We start from the raw sequence: 18,582 nt of genomic DNA, 5'->3' as shown, positions 1-18,582 counted from the left end.
CACTCGGGCCCAGGATCGCCGGCGCCGCCCGGCCTGTCAATTACTAGTCGCCAAACTCGATGCTCTCGATCTGCTGCCAGCGCAGGTAGAGCGGATCGGCGTCGCCCTGATCGAAGATCAACAGGCCGTCGTTGTTCTCCGTGACGTCCTGGCTGTCCTCGAGCCACAGCTCCTCGCCGCCGCGCAGCAGCACCCGGCTCTCGTCGCGCCCCGGCTCGATGCGCGCCACCAGCGCGAAGGGAATGTTGTATTCGGCGTCGCGCCAGTTGCCGTTGAGCATCTCCCAGTTCTCGGACTCGTCCAGGTCGAAGACGATCCGGCCCCGGTGCTTCTCGCCGTCCTTGCCCACCACCGTGCCCGAGAGCGGTTTCTGGCCCTTGTAGTCGCCGTAGCCGCGTCCGCTGTCCTTGCGGTCCTCGAAGTCCAGGCGGTCGAACTCGTCCCAGTAGATCACCACGCGGCCATAGCGCTTGTCCTCGACCATGATGCCGCGGTTGTCGTCGTTGACGTCGTTGCTGCCCCGCAGACGGTAGTCGCGGCCGTCCTTCAGCGTGACCTCGCAACCCTGGCTGCCGTGGCGTTCGATGCGCGCGATGCTGCCCATCGGGATGGAGAGCTCGCCGTCCTCGGTCTCGCCATCGAGACGGTCGGAGGCCAGGCACTCCTCCTTGTCCCACTGGATGAAGCCCTCGAAGCTGCCGATGCGCGTCTCCAGCTTGCCGTAGAGGCGCTGCTCGCCGGGGTCCGCCCCGCGCGGCGCCGCGGCGAAGCGGATGGTGTCGATGTTGTCCCAGTGCAGCTCGATCTCGCCGAGGCCCGCGTCCTTGACCAGGATCGTGGCGCCCACGTCGTTGGCGTAACCCTCGACGTCGAGGCTCTCGCCGCCCTTCATGTCCAGGCGCGCGGCGTCGTCGCCCTTCACCGTGATGCGCTCGATGTCGCCGAAGCGCGCGATGAAGACCCGCGAATCGTCGCCCGCCCAGTCGTCCGACTCAACGTTCACGCGGAAGCCGAAGATCTTGATGTTGGTGTGCTTCTTCCGGTCGCGACGGCGGTCGGCGCGGTCGACCTCGTCGATGTAGGGCAGCTTCGTCTTCGCCGAGTGGAAGAGGTCGTCCCAGAAGGCCTCCTCGTCGGCGTTCCAGCGCAGGAAGCCCGTGTACTCCTTGCCGGAGTCCGTGAGGACGGTGCCGTAGAGGAAGCCGTCGTTGTCCTGGCGCGCCGCCTGGGCGCCGGTCGCGATGACGACCAGGCCGAGGACCAGCAGCGCGGTGCTCAGTGTCTTGCGCATGGGAATCTCCTTTCCACCACGACTAGTAGACGACCCGTCGCTCGTTTTCGGGCACGGGGGTTTCCCCGCCCTCGCCCCGCTCGACGGCCGGGTTGAACTCGCCGGAGGCCGGGGCGCCCTCGCCCAGGGCGGGCTCCACGTGCCTCAGGATCTCCAGCATCTGCTGGTGGTAGCGCCGGTCCGCGCGCAGCAGGCGCAGGACCATCTCCACGAAATCGCGATCGTCCAGCGCGCCGCGGTCGGAGGCGAGCTGCAGCTCGATGGCGCTCCCCCGCGGCGGCAGGCCAGGATCCGCGGCTCCCGCGCCGCGCCCGGCCATCCAGTGGCCCACACCCAGGCCGACGGCCAGCGGCGCCACGACCGCGGCGACCTGCAGCCAGCGCCGCGCGCCGCCAGCCGCGGGGAGCAGGCGCAGGCGGGGACGGCGGGCGCCGGGGGCGGGCAGGCCCTCCACGGGCAGCTCGGCGTCGAGGCGCCCCTGGAAGTCGCGCGCCTGTCGCCAGAACTCGCGGCAGTCCGGACAGGCCAGCAGGTGGTCCACCACCTCGCCCTGCTCGTGAAGATCGGCCTCTCCGTCCAGCAGGGCGGAGATCGACAGCTCCATGTGCTCGCAGCGATTCATGCCCTCGCCTCCATCTCGTCGTCGGCGCCGGGCGCATCCTCGCCCAGGCGCCGCATCAGGGTCTTGCGGGCGCGGTAGACGTTGATCTTGACCTTGCTCAGGCTCCAGCCCTTCCGTGCCGCGATCTCCGCGTAGGGCCAGCGCTCCAGCGCGCCCAGCGTGAAGGCCTCGCGCTGCTCGGCGGGCAGCCGCCCGAGTTCGCGCTCCAGCGCCAGGGCCAGGGTGCGGGCGCGGTGGCCGTCGTCGGCGCCGTCTGGCGCCGGCGTCGCCAGCTCCTCGACGCCCTCCACCACGCCCAGCTCGCTGGCGGCGCGCACCACGCCCCGGAGGCGCAGGTGGTTCACCAGCAGGTTGCGGGCGGTGGCGAAGAGGTAGGCCCGCAGCCGTGCCGGCTCCTCGGCCGTGGGGGCGTCGGGCGCGCGCATCACGCGGAGGAAGGTCTCCTGGCAGAGGTCCTCCGCCTCCTCGGGGCTGGCCAGACGGCGCTGGAGGTAGGCGCGGATCGCCCCACCATGTCGTCGGTAGCTCATGGACCAGCCTGCCGTCACCGTCGCCTCCTGGGTCTCGTCTCCTCTGACTCGTGGGCGGCCGAAAGGTTACCCTGGTGCCGCCGAAAATGCGTCTCGTGTTTTCGCGTCCACATCTTGTGCTGTCAACGCCGTGGACACGCCCGATGGAGGGGGTGCGCCGCGATCTCGCGCGGCTTCCGGGGCGAGACACATTTTCGGCGGCACAAGGGGAGGGCCAGATCCTCGGGGCGATTGCACGGGACGGAAACCGTTCCCCCACCCTCCCGTAGGGCCAGCACCCCAACAGCCGAGGAGGACGCCGTGGCGAACGTGGCAGAACCGACCGTCACCCGGGAGCAGATCGTCGAGGCCGTGACCGCCGCCCTGCAGGGCGCCGACTACGTTCAGGCCGCCTGGTTCGGCGGCAGCGACGCCACCGGGCGCACCGACGGGCTCTCCGACGTCGATCTGCAGGTGCTGGTGCCGGACGAGCGCGTGGAGGACGTCTTCCCGCTGTTGCGCGGCGCGCTGGAGGCGCTCTCGCCCATCGCCGCCAGCTACCGCATGCCCGAGCCCGCCTGGCACGGCATGTCCCAGGAGTTCTTCCTCCTGCGCGACAGCGACCCCAACCACCTCCTGGACCTGGCCGTCATCCCCGCCAGCAAGCCCGCCGCCGAGCGCTTCCTCGAACCCGAGCGCCACGGCCGCGCCCAGGTGATCTTCGACCGCGGCAGCCAGCTCGAGGCCCCGCCGCTGGACTGGGACGCCCACCTGGCCAAGGCGGAGAAGCGCCTCGCGACGCTGCGGGCCACGGTGCCCCTCTTCGCGCCCATGGCTGCCAAGGGCGCGCGCCGTGGGCACCTGGCCGAGGCCGTGGCCTTCTACCAGGCCTTCCTCATCAAACCCCTCGTGGAGATCCTGCGCATGCGCCACTGCCCCGAGCGCTACGACTACGGCCTCCGCTACCTCGACCGCGATCTCCCGGCGGCCGACCGTGCGCTCGTGGAGCGGCTGAGCTTCCCCGCGGACCGCGACGCGCTGCTGGCCTTCTGCGACGAGGCGAGAGCCCGCATCGACGCCGAGCTCGCCGCCCAGGCCGCCGGAGACTGGGCGCTCGCGCGTCCGGCCTGATTCGGTCCGCGGGTTCCGAAACCCTTCGCGGCGGCCCCGGCCGGTGCGCTATGCTATCGCACAACTATTGCGATAACTGCCACCGAAGGGGTTCGCCATGCGCAAGGTCGCCGCGCTCTGCGCCCTGCTCCTGCTGACGGCCGGCGCCGCGCACGCCGTGCCCAGCGCCTACACGAGCGAGGCGGCCTTCCTGGCCGACCTCGCCGCCGCCGGCCTCACCCTGATCCAGGAGGGCTTCGAGGACGACGCCGCCTGGGGCGACGTCCGCAGCAGCGTCGGCGGCTTCAACACCGCCCCCAGCGTGACGCACCTCGGCATCACCTGGTGGCCCAACGACCCCGCGAGCGGCGTGACCACCGGATCGGGCGCCGCGCGGACGGGGCTCTACGGCGTCTACGTCTACCCGCACGCCGTCCTCGTGGGCGACGGCTGGACCTGCACGGGCGAAGGCCAGCTCTACGCCGCCGGCGGCTGGATCCGCACCAACACGCCGCCGGCCGAGGTGGCCATCGTGCTGGACGACAGCCTCCGGGTCGGCGACAACTGGGTCATCAGCGGCCCCCACGTCTTCCTCGGCGTCATCGACCCCGACGGCTTCGGCAGTGTGCGCTTCCGCGACTTCGAGGCCGCGGGGGACGAGGGCAAGTACATCTTCGGCGACGACTTCAGCTTCGGCGTCTCCGCCAGCACGGCCGCCCCACCCGCGGAACTCGCCGGCGCGCCGCGCCTGCTGGGCAACCATCCCAATCCCTTCAACCCGAGCACCCGTCTCGAGCTCGCGCTGCCGGTGGCCGGCGAGGCCAGCCTCGCCATCTACGACGCCCGCGGCCGGCGCCTGCGCAGCCTGCTCGCGGGACCCCAGCCCGCCGGTCTCCGCCGGGTGGACTGGGACGGCCGCGACGACACCGGCCACGCTCTCCCGGCCGGCGTCTACCTGGCGCGGCTGGTCGCCCCCGGGGGCGAGTCGACGCGGCGGCTGGTCCTCCTCAAGTGACGCGATCGCGCGCCCGCTTGCCTCGGACCGCGATCTCCGGCTAGGCTCCGCCCTTTGCGCCGGACCCCAGCCCCGGAGGTGCCCATGGCCCCGGCCGCCCCCCTGTGGACGCCCAGCCCCACCCGCGTGCGCGGCACCGCGATGCACGCCTTCCTGCAGCGCACCGGACACGCGGACTACCCCGCGCTCCACGCCTGGTCCGTGCGCGAGCCCGCCGCCTTCTGGCGCGAACTCTGGGACTTCTGCGGCGTCCGCGGCGAGATGGGCGAGCGCGTCCTGGTGGACGGCGACCGCCTCCCCGGCGCCCGCTGGTTCCCCGACGCCCGGCTCAGCGTCGCCGAGAACCTGCTCTGGCGCCGTGACGACGCGCCGGCCATCGTCCTCCAGCGCGAGGACGGCCACCGCCGCCAGCTCAGCTTCGCCGAGCTGGCCGATCAGGTGGGCCGCGCGCAGCGGGCCTTCCACGCGGCCGGTCTCAGGGAAGGCGACCGCGTCGCCGCGTTCATCCCCAACATCCCCGAGGCGATCGTGGCCGCGCTGGCGGTGGCCAGCCTGGGCGCGATCTGGTCGTCGGCGTCGCCGGACTTCGGCGTGCAGGGCGTGCTGGACCGCTTCGGGCAGGTGGAACCGCGCTTCCTCGTGGTCGCCGACGGGCATCTCTACAAGGGCCAGGTCTTCAGCTCCGAGGAGAAGCTGCGCGGCGTGCTGGCGGGTCTGCCCACCGTGGAGCGGGTCCTCGTGGTGCGTGACACCGGCGGCACGGATCCGTCGACGATCCCGGGCGCCGAGGACTTCGCCGCCTTCCTGGCCGCCGCTCCCGCCGGCCCGCCCGAGTTTCCGCGCTTCCCCTTCGCGCAGCCGCTCTACATCCTCTTCTCGTCCGGCACGACGGGCCGGCCGAAGTGCATCACCCACGGCGCCGGCGGCACGCTGCTCCAGCACCTCAAGGAGCACCGGCTGCACTCCGACCTGCGCGTGGACGACCGCTTCTTCTACTTCACCACCACCGGCTGGATGATGTGGAACTGGCTCGTCAGCGGCCTGGCCACGGGCGCCACGCTGGTCCTCTACGACGGCAGCCCCTTCCACCCGCGGCCGCAGGTGCTCTGGGACCTGGCCGAGCGCGAGCGGCTCACCCTCTTCGGCACCAGCGCCAAGTTCCTCGACGCCTGCAAGAAGGTGGGGCTGAAGCCGGCGGAGACCCACGACCTCTCCGCGCTGCGCACGCTCTGCTCCACGGGCTCGCCGCTGGTGCCGGAGAGCTTCGACTACGTCTACGAGGACATCAAGGCGGACCTGCAGCTGGCGAGCATCGCCGGTGGCACGGACATCGTCTCCTGCTTCATGCTGGGCAACCCGGTGCTGCCCGTCTGGCGCGGGGAGATCCAGTGCCGTGGCCTGGGGATGGACGTGCAGGTCTTCGGCGACGACGGCCGCCCCGTGGTCGGCGAGCCGGGCGAGCTGGTCTGCGCCTCCCCCGCGCCCTCCATGCCGGTGGGCTTCTGGGGCGACGACGACGGCAGCCGCTACCGCGCCGCCTACTTCGAGCACTTCCCCGGCGTCTGGCGCCATGGCGACCTGGTGGAGCTGACGGAGCACGGGGGCGTGATCGTCTACGGGCGCAGCGACGCCACGCTGAATCCCGGCGGCGTGCGCATCGGCACGGCCGAAATCTACCGGCAGGTCGAGCAGATTCCCAGTGTGGAAGAGGCGATCGTGGTGGGCCAGGAGCGGGAGGGCGACCAGCGCGTGGTGCTCTTCGTCCGCCTCGGCGAAGGCCTCGTTCTCGACGACGCCCTGCGCGCCGAGATCCGCCGCCGCATCCGGGAGAACACCACGCCGCGCCATGTGCCCGCGGTCATCGCGCAGGTCGCGGACATCCCGCGCACGCGCAGCGGCAAGATCTCCGAGCTGGCCGTGCGCGAGGTGATCCACGGACGTCCGGTGAAGAACACCGAGGCCCTGGCCAACCCCGAGGCGCTGGAGTTCTACCGCGACCGGAGCGAGCTGGGCTAGTTCTCGATCGTCTCGAGCGCCTGGGGCGCGGGCTCCTTGGCCCGCTCGCGCGCGGCGAGGGCGGTGAACTGCGTGAGCCCGAAGTGCTCCTGCAGCACCACGTCCGCCAGCACCAGCTCGCGCCGCGCCGCCTGAAGGCGCGCGCGCAGCTCGCCGGGCAGCGCCTCGGCGCTCAGCAGTTCCTGGAAGATCTCGCGCACCGCCTTGACCCGGGGCATCACCTCGGGCGCCACCTCGCCTGGCGCGAGCTGCATCTGGCCGGTGAGGATGCCGCGATGACGTCCCGCGCTCTCGGCCACGCGCATGCCGCCCGCGCCGATCTCCAGTTCGCGCAGCTCCTTCACGTGTCCGCTGCCCGCGTGCTTGCGCACGCTGATGAAGCGCCGCAGCCGCCCCTCGTTCTCGGCCAGCGAGAACTGCAGCACGCCGTCGGTGAACTCGCCGATCTCGCGCGCGCGGTCGTGCAGGTCGCCGGCCAGATCCCTGGCCCGCGTGAGGACGAGCGCCGTGGCGCCCACGTCGTGGCAGAGCGCCCGCAGCACCTGGACGCCGTCGGCGGCCCGGCGGTGGCGGCCCGGCATGGCGAAGAGGTCGTCGAGGGATTCGAGCGCCAGCCGCGCGGCCGGCGCCGCGTGCAATGACTCCTGCATGGCGCCGAGGAACTTCTCCATGCTCATGCCGCCGCGCGTGAACACGTCCACGCGCAGCAGGCCCGCCGCCAGCGCCGGCCCCCAGTCGAGGCCGAGGCTCTCCACCTCGGCGAGCAGGTCCTCGGCGCGGCGATTGAAGACGACCACGCGGCAGGCCTCCCCCGCGGCCAGGCCGGCCTCGATGAAGTGGTAGGCGAGGACCGTCTTGCCCGTGCCCTGGTAGCCGCTGGCCAGGTTGAAGGAGCCCGACCAGAAGCCGCCGTCGAGCATGGCGTCGAGGCCGGGCACGCCCAGCGGCACGCGGCGGCGCGGGCCGCTCGACTGCCTGACGCGCAGGCAGACGTCCTCGGGACGCAGGCGCGGATAGACCACCAGGCCGCGCTCGCCCAGCTCGAAGGGATGCAGGCCCGACACGTGCCGCTGTCCGCGCGTCTTGCGGATCTCGAGGAAGCGCTCGTTGTCGCCGCCCTGATCCGAGCGGGCGTTGTAGACGCGCAGGCTCGCGTCCACGAGGTATTCCTCGAAGGCGATGGTGGCGTCGTCCATGCGCTCCAGCTCCTTCACCAGGAACGCGTTGATGCCCTTCAGCTTCAGGTAGTTGAGGATCTCTGCCAGCGTCTCGCGCAGCTCGATCTCCGAGTGAGCCACGCGCTTGAAGTGCGTGATGCTGTCGATCACCAGCCGCCGCACGCCCATGCTGCTGACGATGTTCTCCACCAGGTCGCTCTTGCCGGCGAAGCCCTGGAGGATGCGCTCCGGCGGCGTCCAGACGATGCGCAGCTTGCCGGCCTGCTCGAGCGCGGCCAGGTCCATGCCGAAGCCCGCCGCCTCCTGGTAGATCTGCCGCGGGAACTCCTCGAAGGTGAGGATGAGCCCGGGCTCGCCGTACTGCACGGCGCCCTCGTAGAGCGTGCGCAGCGCCACGGTGGTCTTGCCGCTGCCGGGCGGCCCCTCCACCAGCAGGCTGTTGCCCCGCACGATGCCTCCGCCCAGCAGGTGGTCGAGTCCGCGGATGCCGGTGGGCATGAGCTCGATGCGATCGCTCATTTCAGGGCCCCGCCGCAGAAGTCGCAGCTCGTCCATTCGGGCTGCACCGGCGCGAGGCAGTGCCGGCAGTAGACGCGCTCCCACTCCCGCTCCAGGTGGTGCCCGCAGCTCGGGCAGCTCTCCCAGCCCGACTCCACCGGCTTCCCGCAGTGGTCGCAGGACTCCTTGAGCTTGGCCTGGCAGAACGGGCAGACGCTGAAGTCCACGCTCACGACGCGCTGGCAGTTGTGGCAGAGCTGCTCCCGCGGCGCCTCGGACAGCACGACGCGCTGCACCTCCTCCACGCTCGTCTCCCCCTCCAGCACCGCGTGCTTGGCGTAGTCGGCCATGAGCAGCATCCCCGCCCGCTTGGCGGCGTAGCGGATCGCGTAGGGCGAGGCGCGGTCCAGGATCAGCCGGTGGATGTCCTCCTCCACCTTGAAGTACTCGTAGACGGCCATGCGCCCCTTGTAGCCCGTGCCCGCGCAGTGCGGACAGCCCACGCCCCGGCGCAGGGTCGCCGACTCGGGGTAGCCCAGCAGGGCCAGCTCGGTCTCGCTGGCGCTGTACTCCTCGGCGCAGTGCGGACAGATCCGCCGCAGCAGCCGCTGGGCCAGCACGCCGCGCAGCGTCGCCGCGATCAGGTGCGGCTGCGTGCCCATGTCGATGAGGCGCGTCACCACCTGGCAGGCGTCGTTGGTGTGGATGGTGCTGAGCACCTTGTGCCCCGTGAGCGACGCGCGGCAGGCCACCTCCACCGTCTCCAGGTCGCGCATCTCGCCCACGAGGATGACGTCCGGGTCCTGGCGCAGCAGCGCCCGCAAGCCCGTGGCGAAGTCCAGGCCGATGGCCTCCTGCACCTGGGTCTGGGTGATCCCGGGCACCGAGTACTCGATCGGGTCCTCCAGCGTGGCGATGTTGAGCGCCTCGCGGTCCAGCGCCTGCAGCGCGGCGTAGAGCGTGGTGGTCTTGCCGCTGCCGGTCGGCCCCGAGACGAGGTAGAAGCCCATGGGATCGCGCAGGAACTCGGCGAAGTTCTCCTGGATGGCCGGCGGCAGGCGCAGCTTCCGGATGTCCATCAGGTCCTCGCGCTTCTCCAGCAGACGCAGCACCGCCTTCTCGCCGTGCTGCGCGGGCATGACGCTCACGCGCAGATCGAAGAGGCGGTCGCCGTCGCGCACGGCGATGCGCCCGTCCTGGGGCAGCCGGTGCTCGGCGATGTCCAGCGCGGCGAGGATCTTGATCCGCGAGATCACCCCGGCCGCGGACTCGCGGGGCAGCGTGGCCACCCGGTGGAGGATGCCGTCGAGGCGGAAGCGCACGCCGAGGGAGTTCTCGGCCGCCTCCAGGTGGATGTCCGTGGCGCCGCGCGCCGCGGCCGCGTGGAGCAGGGTCTGCACCAGCTCCGCGGGCGTCTTGCCTTCGAGCCCGTGCACGGGCTCGACCTCGCGGTGTCGAGGCGCCGGCGCGGGCGCGGTCACGCGGATCTCCGCGGCCTTCGCACCCGCCGCCAGCTCGGACTCCATGCGGTCGTAGAGCGCCCGGCGCGCGGCGCGCAGGTCGGTTTCCAGCGCCACGAGCACGAGAACTTCCCGGCCGGCCGCGCCTGCCACCGCCTCCCGCGCCGCGGGGTCGTCGGGATCGGCAAAGGCCACGCGCAGGGCGTCGCCCTTGAGGTCCACCGGACAGCAGTCGTGGCGCTCGGCCAGCGCGCGGGGCAGCAGCTGCAGAGCCGCCGGCGCGTAGGCCGGGTCGCTGAGGTCCACCGACGGACAGAAGTGGTGGTTCTCGAGGATCTCCAGCAACTGCTGGCGGCCGAAGTGCCCCTCGCCGAGGAGGAGGGCCTCCAGCGTGTCCTGCCCGGACGCCACCCGGTCGCGAAGCGCGCGCAGGGTGGGCAGATCCAGCAGCCGCCGCTGCTCGAGCAGGGCGCCGAGTCGGTCCCGGATCACGGTGGGCAAGACGACACCTCCCGCGGCCGGAGGGGGCCGCACCAGGTCATCGGCCGGTGTCATCGTTGCATTTAGGAAAAACGGAGGTGGGCGGGAACCGTCCGGGCTTGCATTTGTTGGCGGCATTCCGCACCCTATTAGCTGCAATACGACCCAGACCCTCACTCCCAAGGAGCGACGTCCATGCGCAAGGGACTCCTCAGCATCGCGCTGTGCCTCTTCATTCTCCCCGTGGCCATGAGCCTGGCCGCGGCGGGCGAGACCACCTACGGCGAGGGCGTCAGCTCGCGCGAGACCGTCGCCGTCAGCACCCTGCTGGCCGACCCCGACGCCTACGTGGGCAAGGTCGTGCGCGTCCAGGGCCCGGCCGTCGGCGTCTGCGAGCACCGCGGCTGCTGGATCAACATCGGCGCCGACAAGGACGGCGAGTCCGTGCGCGTGAAGGTGCAGGACGGCGTCATCGTCTTCCCGCCGGAGATCCTGGGCGAGACCGTGATCGCCGAGGGCGTCTGGACCGCCAACAAGCTCGACCTCGAGACCACCAAGGCCTACTGCGGCGCGCAGGCCGAGAAGACCGGCGACAAGTTCAACCCCGAGTCCGTCACCGAGTGCATGACGCTCTACCAGATCACGGGCACCGGCGCCGTGGTGCTGGAGCGGGCCGCCGCGCCGGCCGCCGAGCAGTCGCTGAAGGGCTAAGCCGCTTCACATGGCGACGTTTCGTCGAGTCTGCCTCTGGCTCCACCGCGAGCTGGGTTTCCTCGCGGTGGGGCTCACCCTGGTCTACGCCATCAGTGGACTGGCGGTGAATCACGCCCATCACTGGGACGCCAACTACCAGCGCAGCCGGGTGGTCGAGCGCATCGAGCCGCCCGGCACGGGCGAGACCGCGGCGATCGCGCCGCTGGTGCTCGAGCGCCTGGCTGCGCTGGATCCCGAAATCGCCGTCAAGAGCACGTGGCGCTCGGGGCGCGAGTTCCTCGCCGTGTTCCTCGAGGGCGGCAGCAAGATCGAAGTGAATCTCGTCACCGGCGAGTTCCTCCGCGAGAGCGTGAAGCGCCGCGCCTGGCTCTACGAGATGAACTTCATGCACCTCAACACGGGCAAGCGCGCCTGGACGGGCATCGCCGACGTCTACGCCGGCGTGCTCATCGTGCTCGCCGTGTCGGGCATCTTCCTCGTGCGCGGCCGCAAGGGCCTCAAGGGCCGCGGCGGCGTGCTGATGCTGCTGGGCGTCCTGCTGCCGCTGGCCTACGCCTTCATCGTGGCGGGGCGCTAGTACCGGCTCTCGCCCGCCGAGCCGTTGCCCACATCTCCCCTCGTGCGCAGCCGGCCTCGGTGCGCCAAGACCTGGTGCACCCGCCCCCGGGGGCGGGTGCCGCTCCCCGCTCCAATCGCGGATTCCCCCGATACCCTTCGGCCTCGCCTTGACAGCCAAGACATGATACTATACATTAGTACCCTTCGCAAGGGCCGGGCTGCTCTTTCTTGAGTCGTGGGCCGAGAGAGAATCCCCAGCGGAAGCGCAGGGGATATCGGACCCCGTCGTCCAGCCCGCCCCCGGGGGCGGGTCGGATTCGAGGACTGGGCAGCGGCGGCACGGCGCCCATCCCATCCGCCCCCGGGGGCGAGTACCGCGCACGAAAAACCCGGTCCGCAGCGCGGCCCGGGCTCGGAGTCGAAGGCGTCATCGGTGCGGTCAGCGCAGGCGCATCACGCGGCCCTGCCAGGCGCCGGTCTCGCTGGTCACGCGGACCAGGTAGACGCCTGCGGGGGCGAGGCGTCCGGCGTCGTCGCGGCCGTCCCAGGCGAGGCCGAGCTCGCCGGCGGCGGCGCGGCCCGCGAAGTGGCGCAGCGCGCGGCCCTGCAGGTCGTAGATCGCCGCCCGGTAGTCGCCGGCCGCGGGCAGCGCGGCGCGGAGCTGCACCCGCTCGCTGAAGGGATTGGGCCAGGCCGACACGGGTGCGGCGCCGGACCAGGCGCCCGGCACGGCCGTCTGGGTGAAGTCGTAGCGCAGCGCCAGCATGTCCATGTCGGTGCCGTAGGCGTAGCTGTAGCCCGCGGCGTAGAGCTCGCCGTCGGGTCCGAGAGCGAGGCCACGCAGCTCATCGGTCAGGCTGTCGGCGCCGTCGAAGATCAGCGTCCAGGCCTCGTCGCCGGTGGCGCGGTCGTAGGCGACGATCGTCGCGTCCCAGGTGCTGTCGCCGCCGTCGGTGTAGCCGCCCACGAGGAGCAGGCCGTCGGGGCCGTCGATCGCGCAGTCGGCGAGATCGTACCAGCCCATCGGACCGTCCTTGAAGGCGTCCCAGACGAGCCCGCCGTCGCTGGGGTCGAAGCGGAGGGTCATCATGTCGCCGGACGACACGCCCGTGACCACGGGGAAGCCGTCGGCGTCGATGAGCAGGTCGCGCAGGTCGTCGGCGCCGCCGGCGCGGTCGTAGCTGGCGCTCCACTGCCGGGCGCCGTTCGCGCCGGCGTAGCGGAAGAGCACCACGTCGAAGGAGTGGCCGCTGAGCCACGTGCGGTTGGCGACGATGACGTCCAGCCCGCCCGGGGCGAGGCCGATCCAGCCGGCGCGGTTGTCGTTGTCCAGGGCGTCGGGGTCACGGCGCGTCCAGAGCACGCGGCCGTCGGCGGCGGCCAGCTTGACCGTCAGGTAGTCGGCGGTGACGTCCGCGTTCACGCTGATGCCCGTGAAGATGAGATCGCCGGCCGCGTCGAGGACGACGTCATAGGCGCGGTCATTGCCGTGCTCGGGGCCGTCGACGCGCGTGTTCCACACGATCGAGCCGTCGGCGGCGGCCAGGCGCAGGGCGATCATGTCGTCCATGGCGCCTTCGGTGTAGGCGCGACCCACCACGTAGGCGTCGCCGTTCGCGCCGGCGGCGATGGCGTAGGCCGTCTCGTGCTGATCACCTGCGGGAGCGTAGTGCTGCAACCAGAGAACCTCTCCGGTCTCGCCGTCCAGCTTCAGGACGACGATGTCGTCGCCGTGGCCTCACCCAACGCAGCCGACGACGTAGCCGGCCACGAGCAGATCCGCCTGCCCGTCCCAGCACATGTCGCTCACGGCCATGTCGTTGGTGTCGAAGGCCTCCTGCCGCGTCTCCCACAGCACGGCGCCCGTCTCGCGGGACAGCTTGCAGACGAGGACGTCCAGCCCGTAGATGCCGTCGTGGCTCACGCCGCCCAGCACGAGGTTGCCCTCGGGGTCGGTGAGGGCCAGCGTGGCCTCGTCGAGGTAGTTGCCGCCGCCCTCGTAGGTCTGCATCCAGCCGAAGCTGGGCGCGGCCGCCGCCAGGGCGGGCGCGAGCAGGAGGACGAGCGCCAGGCGCAGTGACTTCATTCTCGCTCCTTCCGGACCGCCCACATCGGTCGGCCAGGTCCGATTTTAGCAGTTTCGGCCGAGGTTGCCAAGAATGGGCGGCGCTTGCGGCGGGCGTCGCCCGGCGCTAGGCTCGCGGCATGCGCCGCCCCTCCGCGCTCTTCGCCCTCGTCCTCGCGCTCCTGGGCGCCGCGCCTGCCTCGGCGCAGCGCAGTCCGGACAATCCCTACCCCTGGCTGGGCCGGCCCGCGCGGCCGGAGCCCCACTATCCCGACGCGCTCCTGTCGGCCCGGGAGCTCCACCACCTGCCGCGGGTGCGCCGCCCGGCGATCCTCGATCTCCGCGCCGCCGACCGCTACGCCCGGGGCCACCTGCCCGACGCCCGCCGCCTCGACTTCGCGGCCCCGCTGGCCGCTGCCCTCGGCGCAGCGGATCCGGCCGCCTTCGCGCGCTGGCTCGCCGCCGAGGGCGTGGCCCCGAACGCCCCCCTGCTGCTCTACACCGACGCGCCGGGCCGTGCCGATCTGGCCCGCCTGGCCTGGGCGCTGGACTGGGCGGGCTATCCCCTGCCGCGCATCCTCGACGGCGGCGTCACCGCCTGGGCACAGCGAGGCGGCGAGTTGACGGAGGCCGTCCCGAAACCGCCCGCGCCTGCGGAGCCCCCGCCCCCGGGGGCGGCGCGACCCGAGCTGCTCGCCACGCCCGGCTGGATCCTCGCGCACCTGGGCGAGGTCACGACCTGCGAGATCCTCGACCTGCGCGGCGAGGCCCGCTGGGCGGGGCCGGCGGGGCACATCCCCCACGCGCTGCCCTACGACATCCTCGCGCAGCTGCCGGCAGACGCGAGCTGGCCCCAGCCGCCCGAGGCCCGCGCGGCCTTCGCCCGCTTCGGCCCGCGGCCGCGGGACACGGTGGATCTCGCGGCCACCTTCGTGCTGTCGGGGGAGAACGCCGCGGACGATCGGCCCTTCCTCGCCTACCTGTACTTTCGGCTGATGGACGTCCCGGCGGCGGTGCAGCTCGGCGGCTGGGCGGCGTGGGCGGCCGATCCGGCGCTGCCCACGACCCGGGTGCTGGACGCCGCCGCGCTGCGCGCGGCAATCGCCGGGGACAACCCGTCGCTCGCGGATCGCCCGTCGCCGCGGCTGCCCCTGTTCGATCTGCGCGGCCTGCGCGACTTCCGGCGCGCCCATCTGCCGGGCGCCGTCCTGCTGCCGGCGGAACTGGTGGACGACTCCCTCGCCGTACGCCTCGCACGGGACTGGCCGGAGCTCGAGTCCGCGCGCGACTCGCTGGTGGTCTACTGCTACGGGCCCGACTGCGTGCGCAGTCGCGTCGCCGCCACGAAGGCGGCGACGCTCGGCTGGCGGCGCGTGCTCGTCTTCCAGGGCGGGACCGCCGCGTGGAAGGGCGCCGGGCTGCCCCTCTACGGAGGGGCGGCGCGGGCTACATCCCGAACAGGCTCTTGAACCTGCTCCAGGAGCTGCGCTCCACCGGCGTGGTGACCATGGTGACGTGGATCGAGGTGCTGATGTCGTCGATGTGGCAGATCAGGGTCTCGCCGGCGACACCGCCCGTCATGACGAGGTTGTCGCAGATGTCGACGGCGCCGTTGCCATTGTCCGCCCACTCGTCGATCTGCCAGAGCTCGCCGTAGTTGGGCGCCATCTCGATCCAGGTCTGACCGGCCGGGTCGCCGTCCTGGTAGTCCGTGGGCTGCACCTGGATGTCGCAGTCCAGGGTGTAGGTGGGGCCCACCCAGTCCACGTGATAGGGCATGAGGTCGAGGATGATGACGTCGTCGACGCTGAGCATGCCGTCGCCATTGTCGTCCAGGCTGTCCTGGTGCGCGGCCGTGCAGAAGCTCGGCCACAGCTCGTGCCAGCCGGTGCAGTTCGGGGGAATGGGCTCGGGTTCGCCCGGCGCCAGATCGATCTCGAGGATCCTGTCCTGCGCGCAGGCCAGGGTGGGCACGAGCAGCAGCGCCACCGCGGCGGCGAGGAGCCAACGGTTGTGTCGTCCGGACATGATTCTCCTTGAGGGGCTGAGGTGAGGGTGCGCGGAGTCTAGCCCTGTGCGGGAACGTCGCCAACACGAATTCGAAGATGCGGAGAAGCCCCTCACGCGAGCTCGCGTGAGGGTTCGGTGGGATGAGCGCGATTCAGCCCTGAGGACTGGCGGCCTTGGCCGCACGGCGATGGAGTCCCACGAGGCGCTCGTAGCAGCGCTGCTCGAGAACCAGCAGCGGATTGCCCACCACGTCCTGGTTGTCCATGGCCTGGGCGAGGCTGCGCAGAACCGCCGCCATCTCGCGGCGCTCGCGGTCGTCGCCGTCGGCGGCGAGCACGACCATCTGCTCTTGCTGCGCCCTGTCCACTCCGGCACTCATTCGGACCTCCTTTGCGGCGCTCCGGCCGCAGGCGGTACCCACTCGCAGTATGGAGACGATTCCACAACTTGGCAAAGGGGTCCACAAAAAGAATCCCGGCGACGCCACGCGGGCGCCGCCGGGTTCCAGGAGAGCGCGCGGCGCCTTACTTCGCGAGCACCAGCTTCTGGCTGCGCTCGACGCCGCTCTGGGCCAGTCGCACGAAGTAGATGCCGCTGGCCGCCGGACGCCCCATGGCGTCACGGCCGTTCCAGCTCACGGCCTGCGGGCCGGCAGGCAGCGGCTCGGCCAGCAGCGAGCGGACCATGCGGCCCTGGGCGTCGTAGATCCCCAGGGTGACGAAACCCGCCTCGGGCACCACGAAGGCGATGGTCGTCTTCGGGTTGAAGGGGTTCGGGTAGGCGCGGTCCAGGCTCAGGGTGAAGGCCGACGGTCCGTCCCCCGCGTCCGTGGTATCGAAGACGCCCGCGATGCTGAAGTCGTCCACGGCGCCCTCCACGATCGAGCCGCTGCCCAGGTCGCTGGCCACGAACTTCACCTGGATCAGGCCCGGCGTCGGGAAGAGCGAGAGCAGGTCGACGCTGTGGCTCTCCCAGGCGTTGCTGCTCACCAGCGTGTGCTCGAGGCTGGTCCAGGTCTGGCCGCCGTCGTTGCTGGCGTAGACGTCCCAGTAGTCCTCGCCCGGGGCGCTGCCCTGGTCGTTGGAGTACCAGCGCCAGTAACTCAGGCTGGCCGCGGTGGCGCCGGTGAAGTCGTAGGTGGGCGAGAGCAGCGTGGTCGTGCCGCTGTCCACGTCGTTGTAGCCGATGGTCTGGCCGGCCAGGTGCTGGCCCGTGACCCAGCACATCGTGCCCATGGGCGTGTGGTCGTCCTCGGGCTGCGCCGCGGTGCCGACCGGATCCACGCGGACCCAGATGCCGGTGCTGGCGTCGTCGCCGGGGGCGCCGCCCAGCCAGCCGCGATCCAGCTCCATGGCGTGGTCGAAGGCCGTGTTCACCTCGAAGTAGTGCAGCGCGTCCGGCGCGTTGCGGGGGCTGGTGCCGGTGTGGCCGCTCACGTCGCTGGCGCTCAGGTAGTACTCCACCACGCTGCCCTGGCTCTGCGCCGGGATGCTGCCGCCGAACTCGCCCGGCTGGCCCGTGGGCGACATGGCCACCTGCACGAAGGCCCCGCCGTTCACGCGGTAGAACAGCGCGACGCTGCCCGCCGCGATGTCCGCGCCCTCGTAGCCCTGGGGCACGCCGACGGCCGTGTAGCTGCCGCCGCCGCTGGGCGTGAAGGGCAGCGGCGCGTGCTGCCAGCTCACGCTGCGCAGCGTGCCGGCGATGTCGATGAGGTAGAGCGAGGGCCAGAGGTTCTCGTCGAAGAGCTGCTGGCGGCGGCTGCTGGCCGGCCAGAAGCCGTCGTTGCCGATCTCGGTGGAGACGCCGAAGATCTTCGTGTGCTCGGTCTGGGCGCCGTAGTCCCAGTCGAAGTTGCCGCCGCAGACGTCGTAGAGCACCTCGCCCGGCTGGCCGGGCGTGTAGCCGTTGAACTGCACCATGGCCGCGGCGATCTCGCGGAAGATGTCCCCGTCGACCGTGTCGTCGGTGGTGTAGCCCCAGGGGTAGAGCGTGAGCTCGCCATAGGTGTGGAAGCTCTGCCGCACCACGAAATCGTGGGCGTTGATGAACGCCATGATGGCCTGGGTCTCCGGCTCGCTGCCGGCGGACGGGCCACGGTAGGTCTCGTCGCCGGTGTAGCCGCTGCTGCCCCAGCTGCAGCCCCACTCGTAGGTGTAGTTGCGGTTGTTGTCCACGCCGTAGGTGCCGTCGCCGTTGTTGCGGCGATTCTTGCGCCACATGCCGCCGCCGTTGGGATTGGTCAGCTCGTTGTACAGGAAGCCGTCCGGGTTCACGATGGGGACGAAGTAGATCTCGTTCCCATTGACGAGGTTCACGATGTCCGGGTCGCCCGCGTAGTACTGCTGGCAGAGGTACTCGGCCAGCATCATGGGCATCTCGGCGGCCATGATCTCGCGGGCGTGGTGCATGCCGTCGAAGAGGATCTCGGGCTCGCCGGCCTCGTCGGTGTCGGGGTTGTCCGAGACGCGGAAGCACCAGAGGTCGTTGCCGTCCCAGCCCTGGCCCAGCGACCAGCGCGCGCTGATGACGTTCGGATAGCTGTCCCGCAGCGAATCCATCCAGGCCACGGACTCGGAGAAGGTGTGGTAGGCGCCGAAGTCGCCCTGCGTGTCGCGGTCGCCGAGGCGCGAGGCGTAGAAGGTCTCCAGGTCGTCGTGGATCACCTCCACGCGGCTGCCGCGCGAGAGCATGTTCGGCAGCTCGCTCAGCGGCACGATGATGTCCACGTAGCCGTCGCCACGGGTGGCGATGTCGAGACGGCCCGCGTCGGCCGCCAGTGCCTCGCGGTCCATGGCGGTGTCGAGCCAGAAGCGGACCTGCGCGTGGTGCTCATAGACCTGGGCCTGGGCCAGACCCGCGCAGAGGGACAGGACGAACAGTGCGGCCACGAGCCGCCTGAGGGCGCTAGCGCTGAGGTGCACGGGGATCTCCTCTCGGGTAGAAGCTGCGGGCGTTCATTATACCAGACGCCCCCGGGGCACGGAAATCAGGAGTGTGGCGGCCCGCCGGGCAGGTGCGGCTCGGTGTGGACCATCACCTCGTAGACGCTGGGA

16 protein-coding genes are annotated in these 18,582 nt (G+C 71.4%); 6 read left to right on the top strand and 10 right to left on the bottom strand.

All coding sequences use genetic code 11. The annotated features are described in order from the left end of the window. Positions 1-43: 43 nt before the first annotated feature. From H6693_13645 to H6693_13635, 3 genes are read right to left on the bottom strand one after another with little or no spacing between them, the layout of a single operon-like run. Positions 44-1,291 (bottom strand): hypothetical protein, encoded by a 1,248-nt coding sequence (locus H6693_13645; GenBank protein MCB9517229.1) that lies wholly within the window; start codon positions 1,289-1,291, stop codon positions 44-46. A 22-nt stretch (positions 1,292-1,313) separates the two neighbouring features. Further along, entirely contained in the window at positions 1,314-1,913 is a 600-nt protein-coding gene (locus tag H6693_13640; GenBank protein ID MCB9517228.1) for a zf-HC2 domain-containing protein, read from the bottom strand. Beyond that, complete coding sequence (locus H6693_13635) at positions 1,910-2,461, bottom strand: RNA polymerase sigma factor (GenBank protein ID MCB9517227.1); 552 nt, start codon at positions 2,459-2,461, stop codon at positions 1,910-1,912. The genes H6693_13640 and H6693_13635 overlap by 4 nt, the downstream gene beginning before the upstream one ends. A 282-nt stretch (positions 2,462-2,743) precedes the next feature. Here H6693_13635 and H6693_13630 point away from each other — a divergent pair, with 282 nt between their 5' ends. The 3 genes from H6693_13630 (at position 2,744) to H6693_13620 (ending at position 6,563) form a co-directional block, all read left to right on the top strand. Further along, the gene (locus H6693_13630; protein ID MCB9517226.1) at positions 2,744-3,553 is read left to right on the top strand and encodes a hypothetical protein; all 810 of its coding nucleotides are present in this window, start codon (positions 2,744-2,746) and stop codon (positions 3,551-3,553) included. A gap of 97 nt (positions 3,554-3,650) precedes the next feature. Continuing rightward, positions 3,651-4,547: a T9SS type A sorting domain-containing protein gene (locus tag H6693_13625; protein ID MCB9517225.1), complete on the top strand. Its 897-nt coding sequence runs from the start codon at positions 3,651-3,653 to the stop codon at positions 4,545-4,547. Positions 4,548-4,631: 84 nt separating this feature from the next. Next, positions 4,632-6,563, top strand: a complete 1,932-nt coding sequence (locus tag H6693_13620) for an acetoacetate--CoA ligase (protein ID MCB9517224.1) — start codon at positions 4,632-4,634, stop codon at positions 6,561-6,563. Here the strand turns inward: H6693_13620 and H6693_13615 are convergent. Together H6693_13615 and tadA are read right to left on the bottom strand one after the other, a co-directional pair. Continuing rightward, a complete protein-coding gene (locus H6693_13615; GenBank protein ID MCB9517223.1) occupies positions 6,560-8,260 on the bottom strand; it encodes a hypothetical protein in 1,701 nt (566 codons plus the stop codon). The genes H6693_13620 and H6693_13615 overlap by 4 nt on opposite strands. Next, the gene (tadA, locus tag H6693_13610) at positions 8,257-10,200 is read right to left on the bottom strand and encodes a Flp pilus assembly complex ATPase component TadA (GenBank protein ID MCB9517222.1); all 1,944 of its coding nucleotides are present in this window, start codon (positions 10,198-10,200) and stop codon (positions 8,257-8,259) included. Before tadA ends, H6693_13615 begins: the two co-directional genes overlap by 4 nt. A 174-nt stretch (positions 10,201-10,374) precedes the next feature. On the opposite strand from tadA, the gene H6693_13605 reads away from it, so the two are divergent. Further along, the gene (locus H6693_13605) at positions 10,375-10,890 is read left to right on the top strand and encodes a DUF4920 domain-containing protein (GenBank protein ID MCB9517221.1); all 516 of its coding nucleotides are present in this window, start codon (positions 10,375-10,377) and stop codon (positions 10,888-10,890) included. Between the two features lie 10 nt (positions 10,891-10,900). Next, complete coding sequence (locus H6693_13600) at positions 10,901-11,470, top strand: PepSY-associated TM helix domain-containing protein (protein MCB9517220.1); 570 nt, start codon at positions 10,901-10,903, stop codon at positions 11,468-11,470. Positions 11,471-11,890: 420 nt separating this feature from the next. On the opposite strand, the gene H6693_13595 is transcribed toward H6693_13600, so the two are convergent. Further along, positions 11,891-13,129 (bottom strand): PQQ-binding-like beta-propeller repeat protein, encoded by a 1,239-nt coding sequence (locus H6693_13595; protein MCB9517219.1) that lies wholly within the window; start codon positions 13,127-13,129, stop codon positions 11,891-11,893. Between the two features lie 60 nt (positions 13,130-13,189). Continuing rightward, the gene (locus tag H6693_13590) at positions 13,190-13,537 is read right to left on the bottom strand and encodes a hypothetical protein (GenBank protein ID MCB9517218.1); all 348 of its coding nucleotides are present in this window, start codon (positions 13,535-13,537) and stop codon (positions 13,190-13,192) included. A gap of 119 nt (positions 13,538-13,656) precedes the next feature. Here H6693_13590 and H6693_13585 point away from each other — a divergent pair, with 119 nt between their 5' ends. Next, positions 13,657-14,985 carry a hypothetical protein gene (locus H6693_13585; protein ID MCB9517217.1) on the top strand — a complete coding sequence of 443 codons (1,329 nt, stop codon included), beginning with the start codon at positions 13,657-13,659 and terminating at the stop codon, positions 14,983-14,985. Here H6693_13585 and H6693_13580 read toward each other — a convergent pair. From H6693_13580 to H6693_13570, 3 genes are all read right to left on the bottom strand, one after another. Then, positions 14,963-15,544: a hypothetical protein gene (locus H6693_13580; protein MCB9517216.1), complete on the bottom strand. Its 582-nt coding sequence runs from the start codon at positions 15,542-15,544 to the stop codon at positions 14,963-14,965. The genes H6693_13585 and H6693_13580 overlap by 23 nt on opposite strands. 133 nt (positions 15,545-15,677) lie before the next feature. Further along, complete coding sequence (locus tag H6693_13575) at positions 15,678-15,905, bottom strand: hypothetical protein (GenBank protein ID MCB9517215.1); 228 nt, start codon at positions 15,903-15,905, stop codon at positions 15,678-15,680. Between the two features lie 145 nt (positions 15,906-16,050). Then, a complete protein-coding gene (locus H6693_13570; GenBank protein ID MCB9517214.1) occupies positions 16,051-18,450 on the bottom strand; it encodes a T9SS type A sorting domain-containing protein in 2,400 nt (799 codons plus the stop codon). Between the last annotated feature and the right edge of the window lie 132 nt (positions 18,451-18,582).

The organism is Candidatus Latescibacterota bacterium, from assembly GCA_020633725.1.
GTDB lineage: Bacteria > Krumholzibacteriota > Krumholzibacteriia > JACNKJ01 > JACNKJ01 > VGXI01.
This window is presented reverse-complemented; position numbering and strand designations above follow the sequence as displayed.

What these genes read in the sequence shown, in the direction of transcription:
- H6693_13585 (MCB9517217.1), top strand. Translation starts at nt 13,657, where the DNA reads ATGCGCCGCCCCTCCGCGCTCTTCGCCCTCGTCCTCGCGCTCCTGGGC.
- H6693_13605 (MCB9517221.1), top strand. Translation starts at nt 10,375, where the DNA reads ATGCGCAAGGGACTCCTCAGCATCGCGCTGTGCCTCTTCATTCTCCCC.
- H6693_13575 (MCB9517215.1), bottom strand. Translation starts at nt 15,905, where the DNA reads ATGAGTGCCGGAGTGGACAGGGCGCAGCAAGAGCAGATGGTCGTGCTC.
- H6693_13590 (MCB9517218.1), bottom strand. Translation starts at nt 13,537, where the DNA reads ATGAAGTCACTGCGCCTGGCGCTCGTCCTCCTGCTCGCGCCCGCCCTG.
- H6693_13600 (MCB9517220.1), top strand. Translation starts at nt 10,901, where the DNA reads ATGGCGACGTTTCGTCGAGTCTGCCTCTGGCTCCACCGCGAGCTGGGT.
- H6693_13640 (MCB9517228.1), bottom strand. Translation starts at nt 1,913, where the DNA reads ATGAATCGCTGCGAGCACATGGAGCTGTCGATCTCCGCCCTGCTGGAC.
- H6693_13615 (MCB9517223.1), bottom strand. Translation starts at nt 8,260, where the DNA reads ATGAGCGATCGCATCGAGCTCATGCCCACCGGCATCCGCGGACTCGAC.
- H6693_13580 (MCB9517216.1), bottom strand. Translation starts at nt 15,544, where the DNA reads ATGTCCGGACGACACAACCGTTGGCTCCTCGCCGCCGCGGTGGCGCTG.
- H6693_13625 (MCB9517225.1), top strand. Translation starts at nt 3,651, where the DNA reads ATGCGCAAGGTCGCCGCGCTCTGCGCCCTGCTCCTGCTGACGGCCGGC.
- H6693_13620 (MCB9517224.1), top strand. Translation starts at nt 4,632, where the DNA reads ATGGCCCCGGCCGCCCCCCTGTGGACGCCCAGCCCCACCCGCGTGCGC.
- H6693_13645 (MCB9517229.1), bottom strand. Translation starts at nt 1,291, where the DNA reads ATGCGCAAGACACTGAGCACCGCGCTGCTGGTCCTCGGCCTGGTCGTC.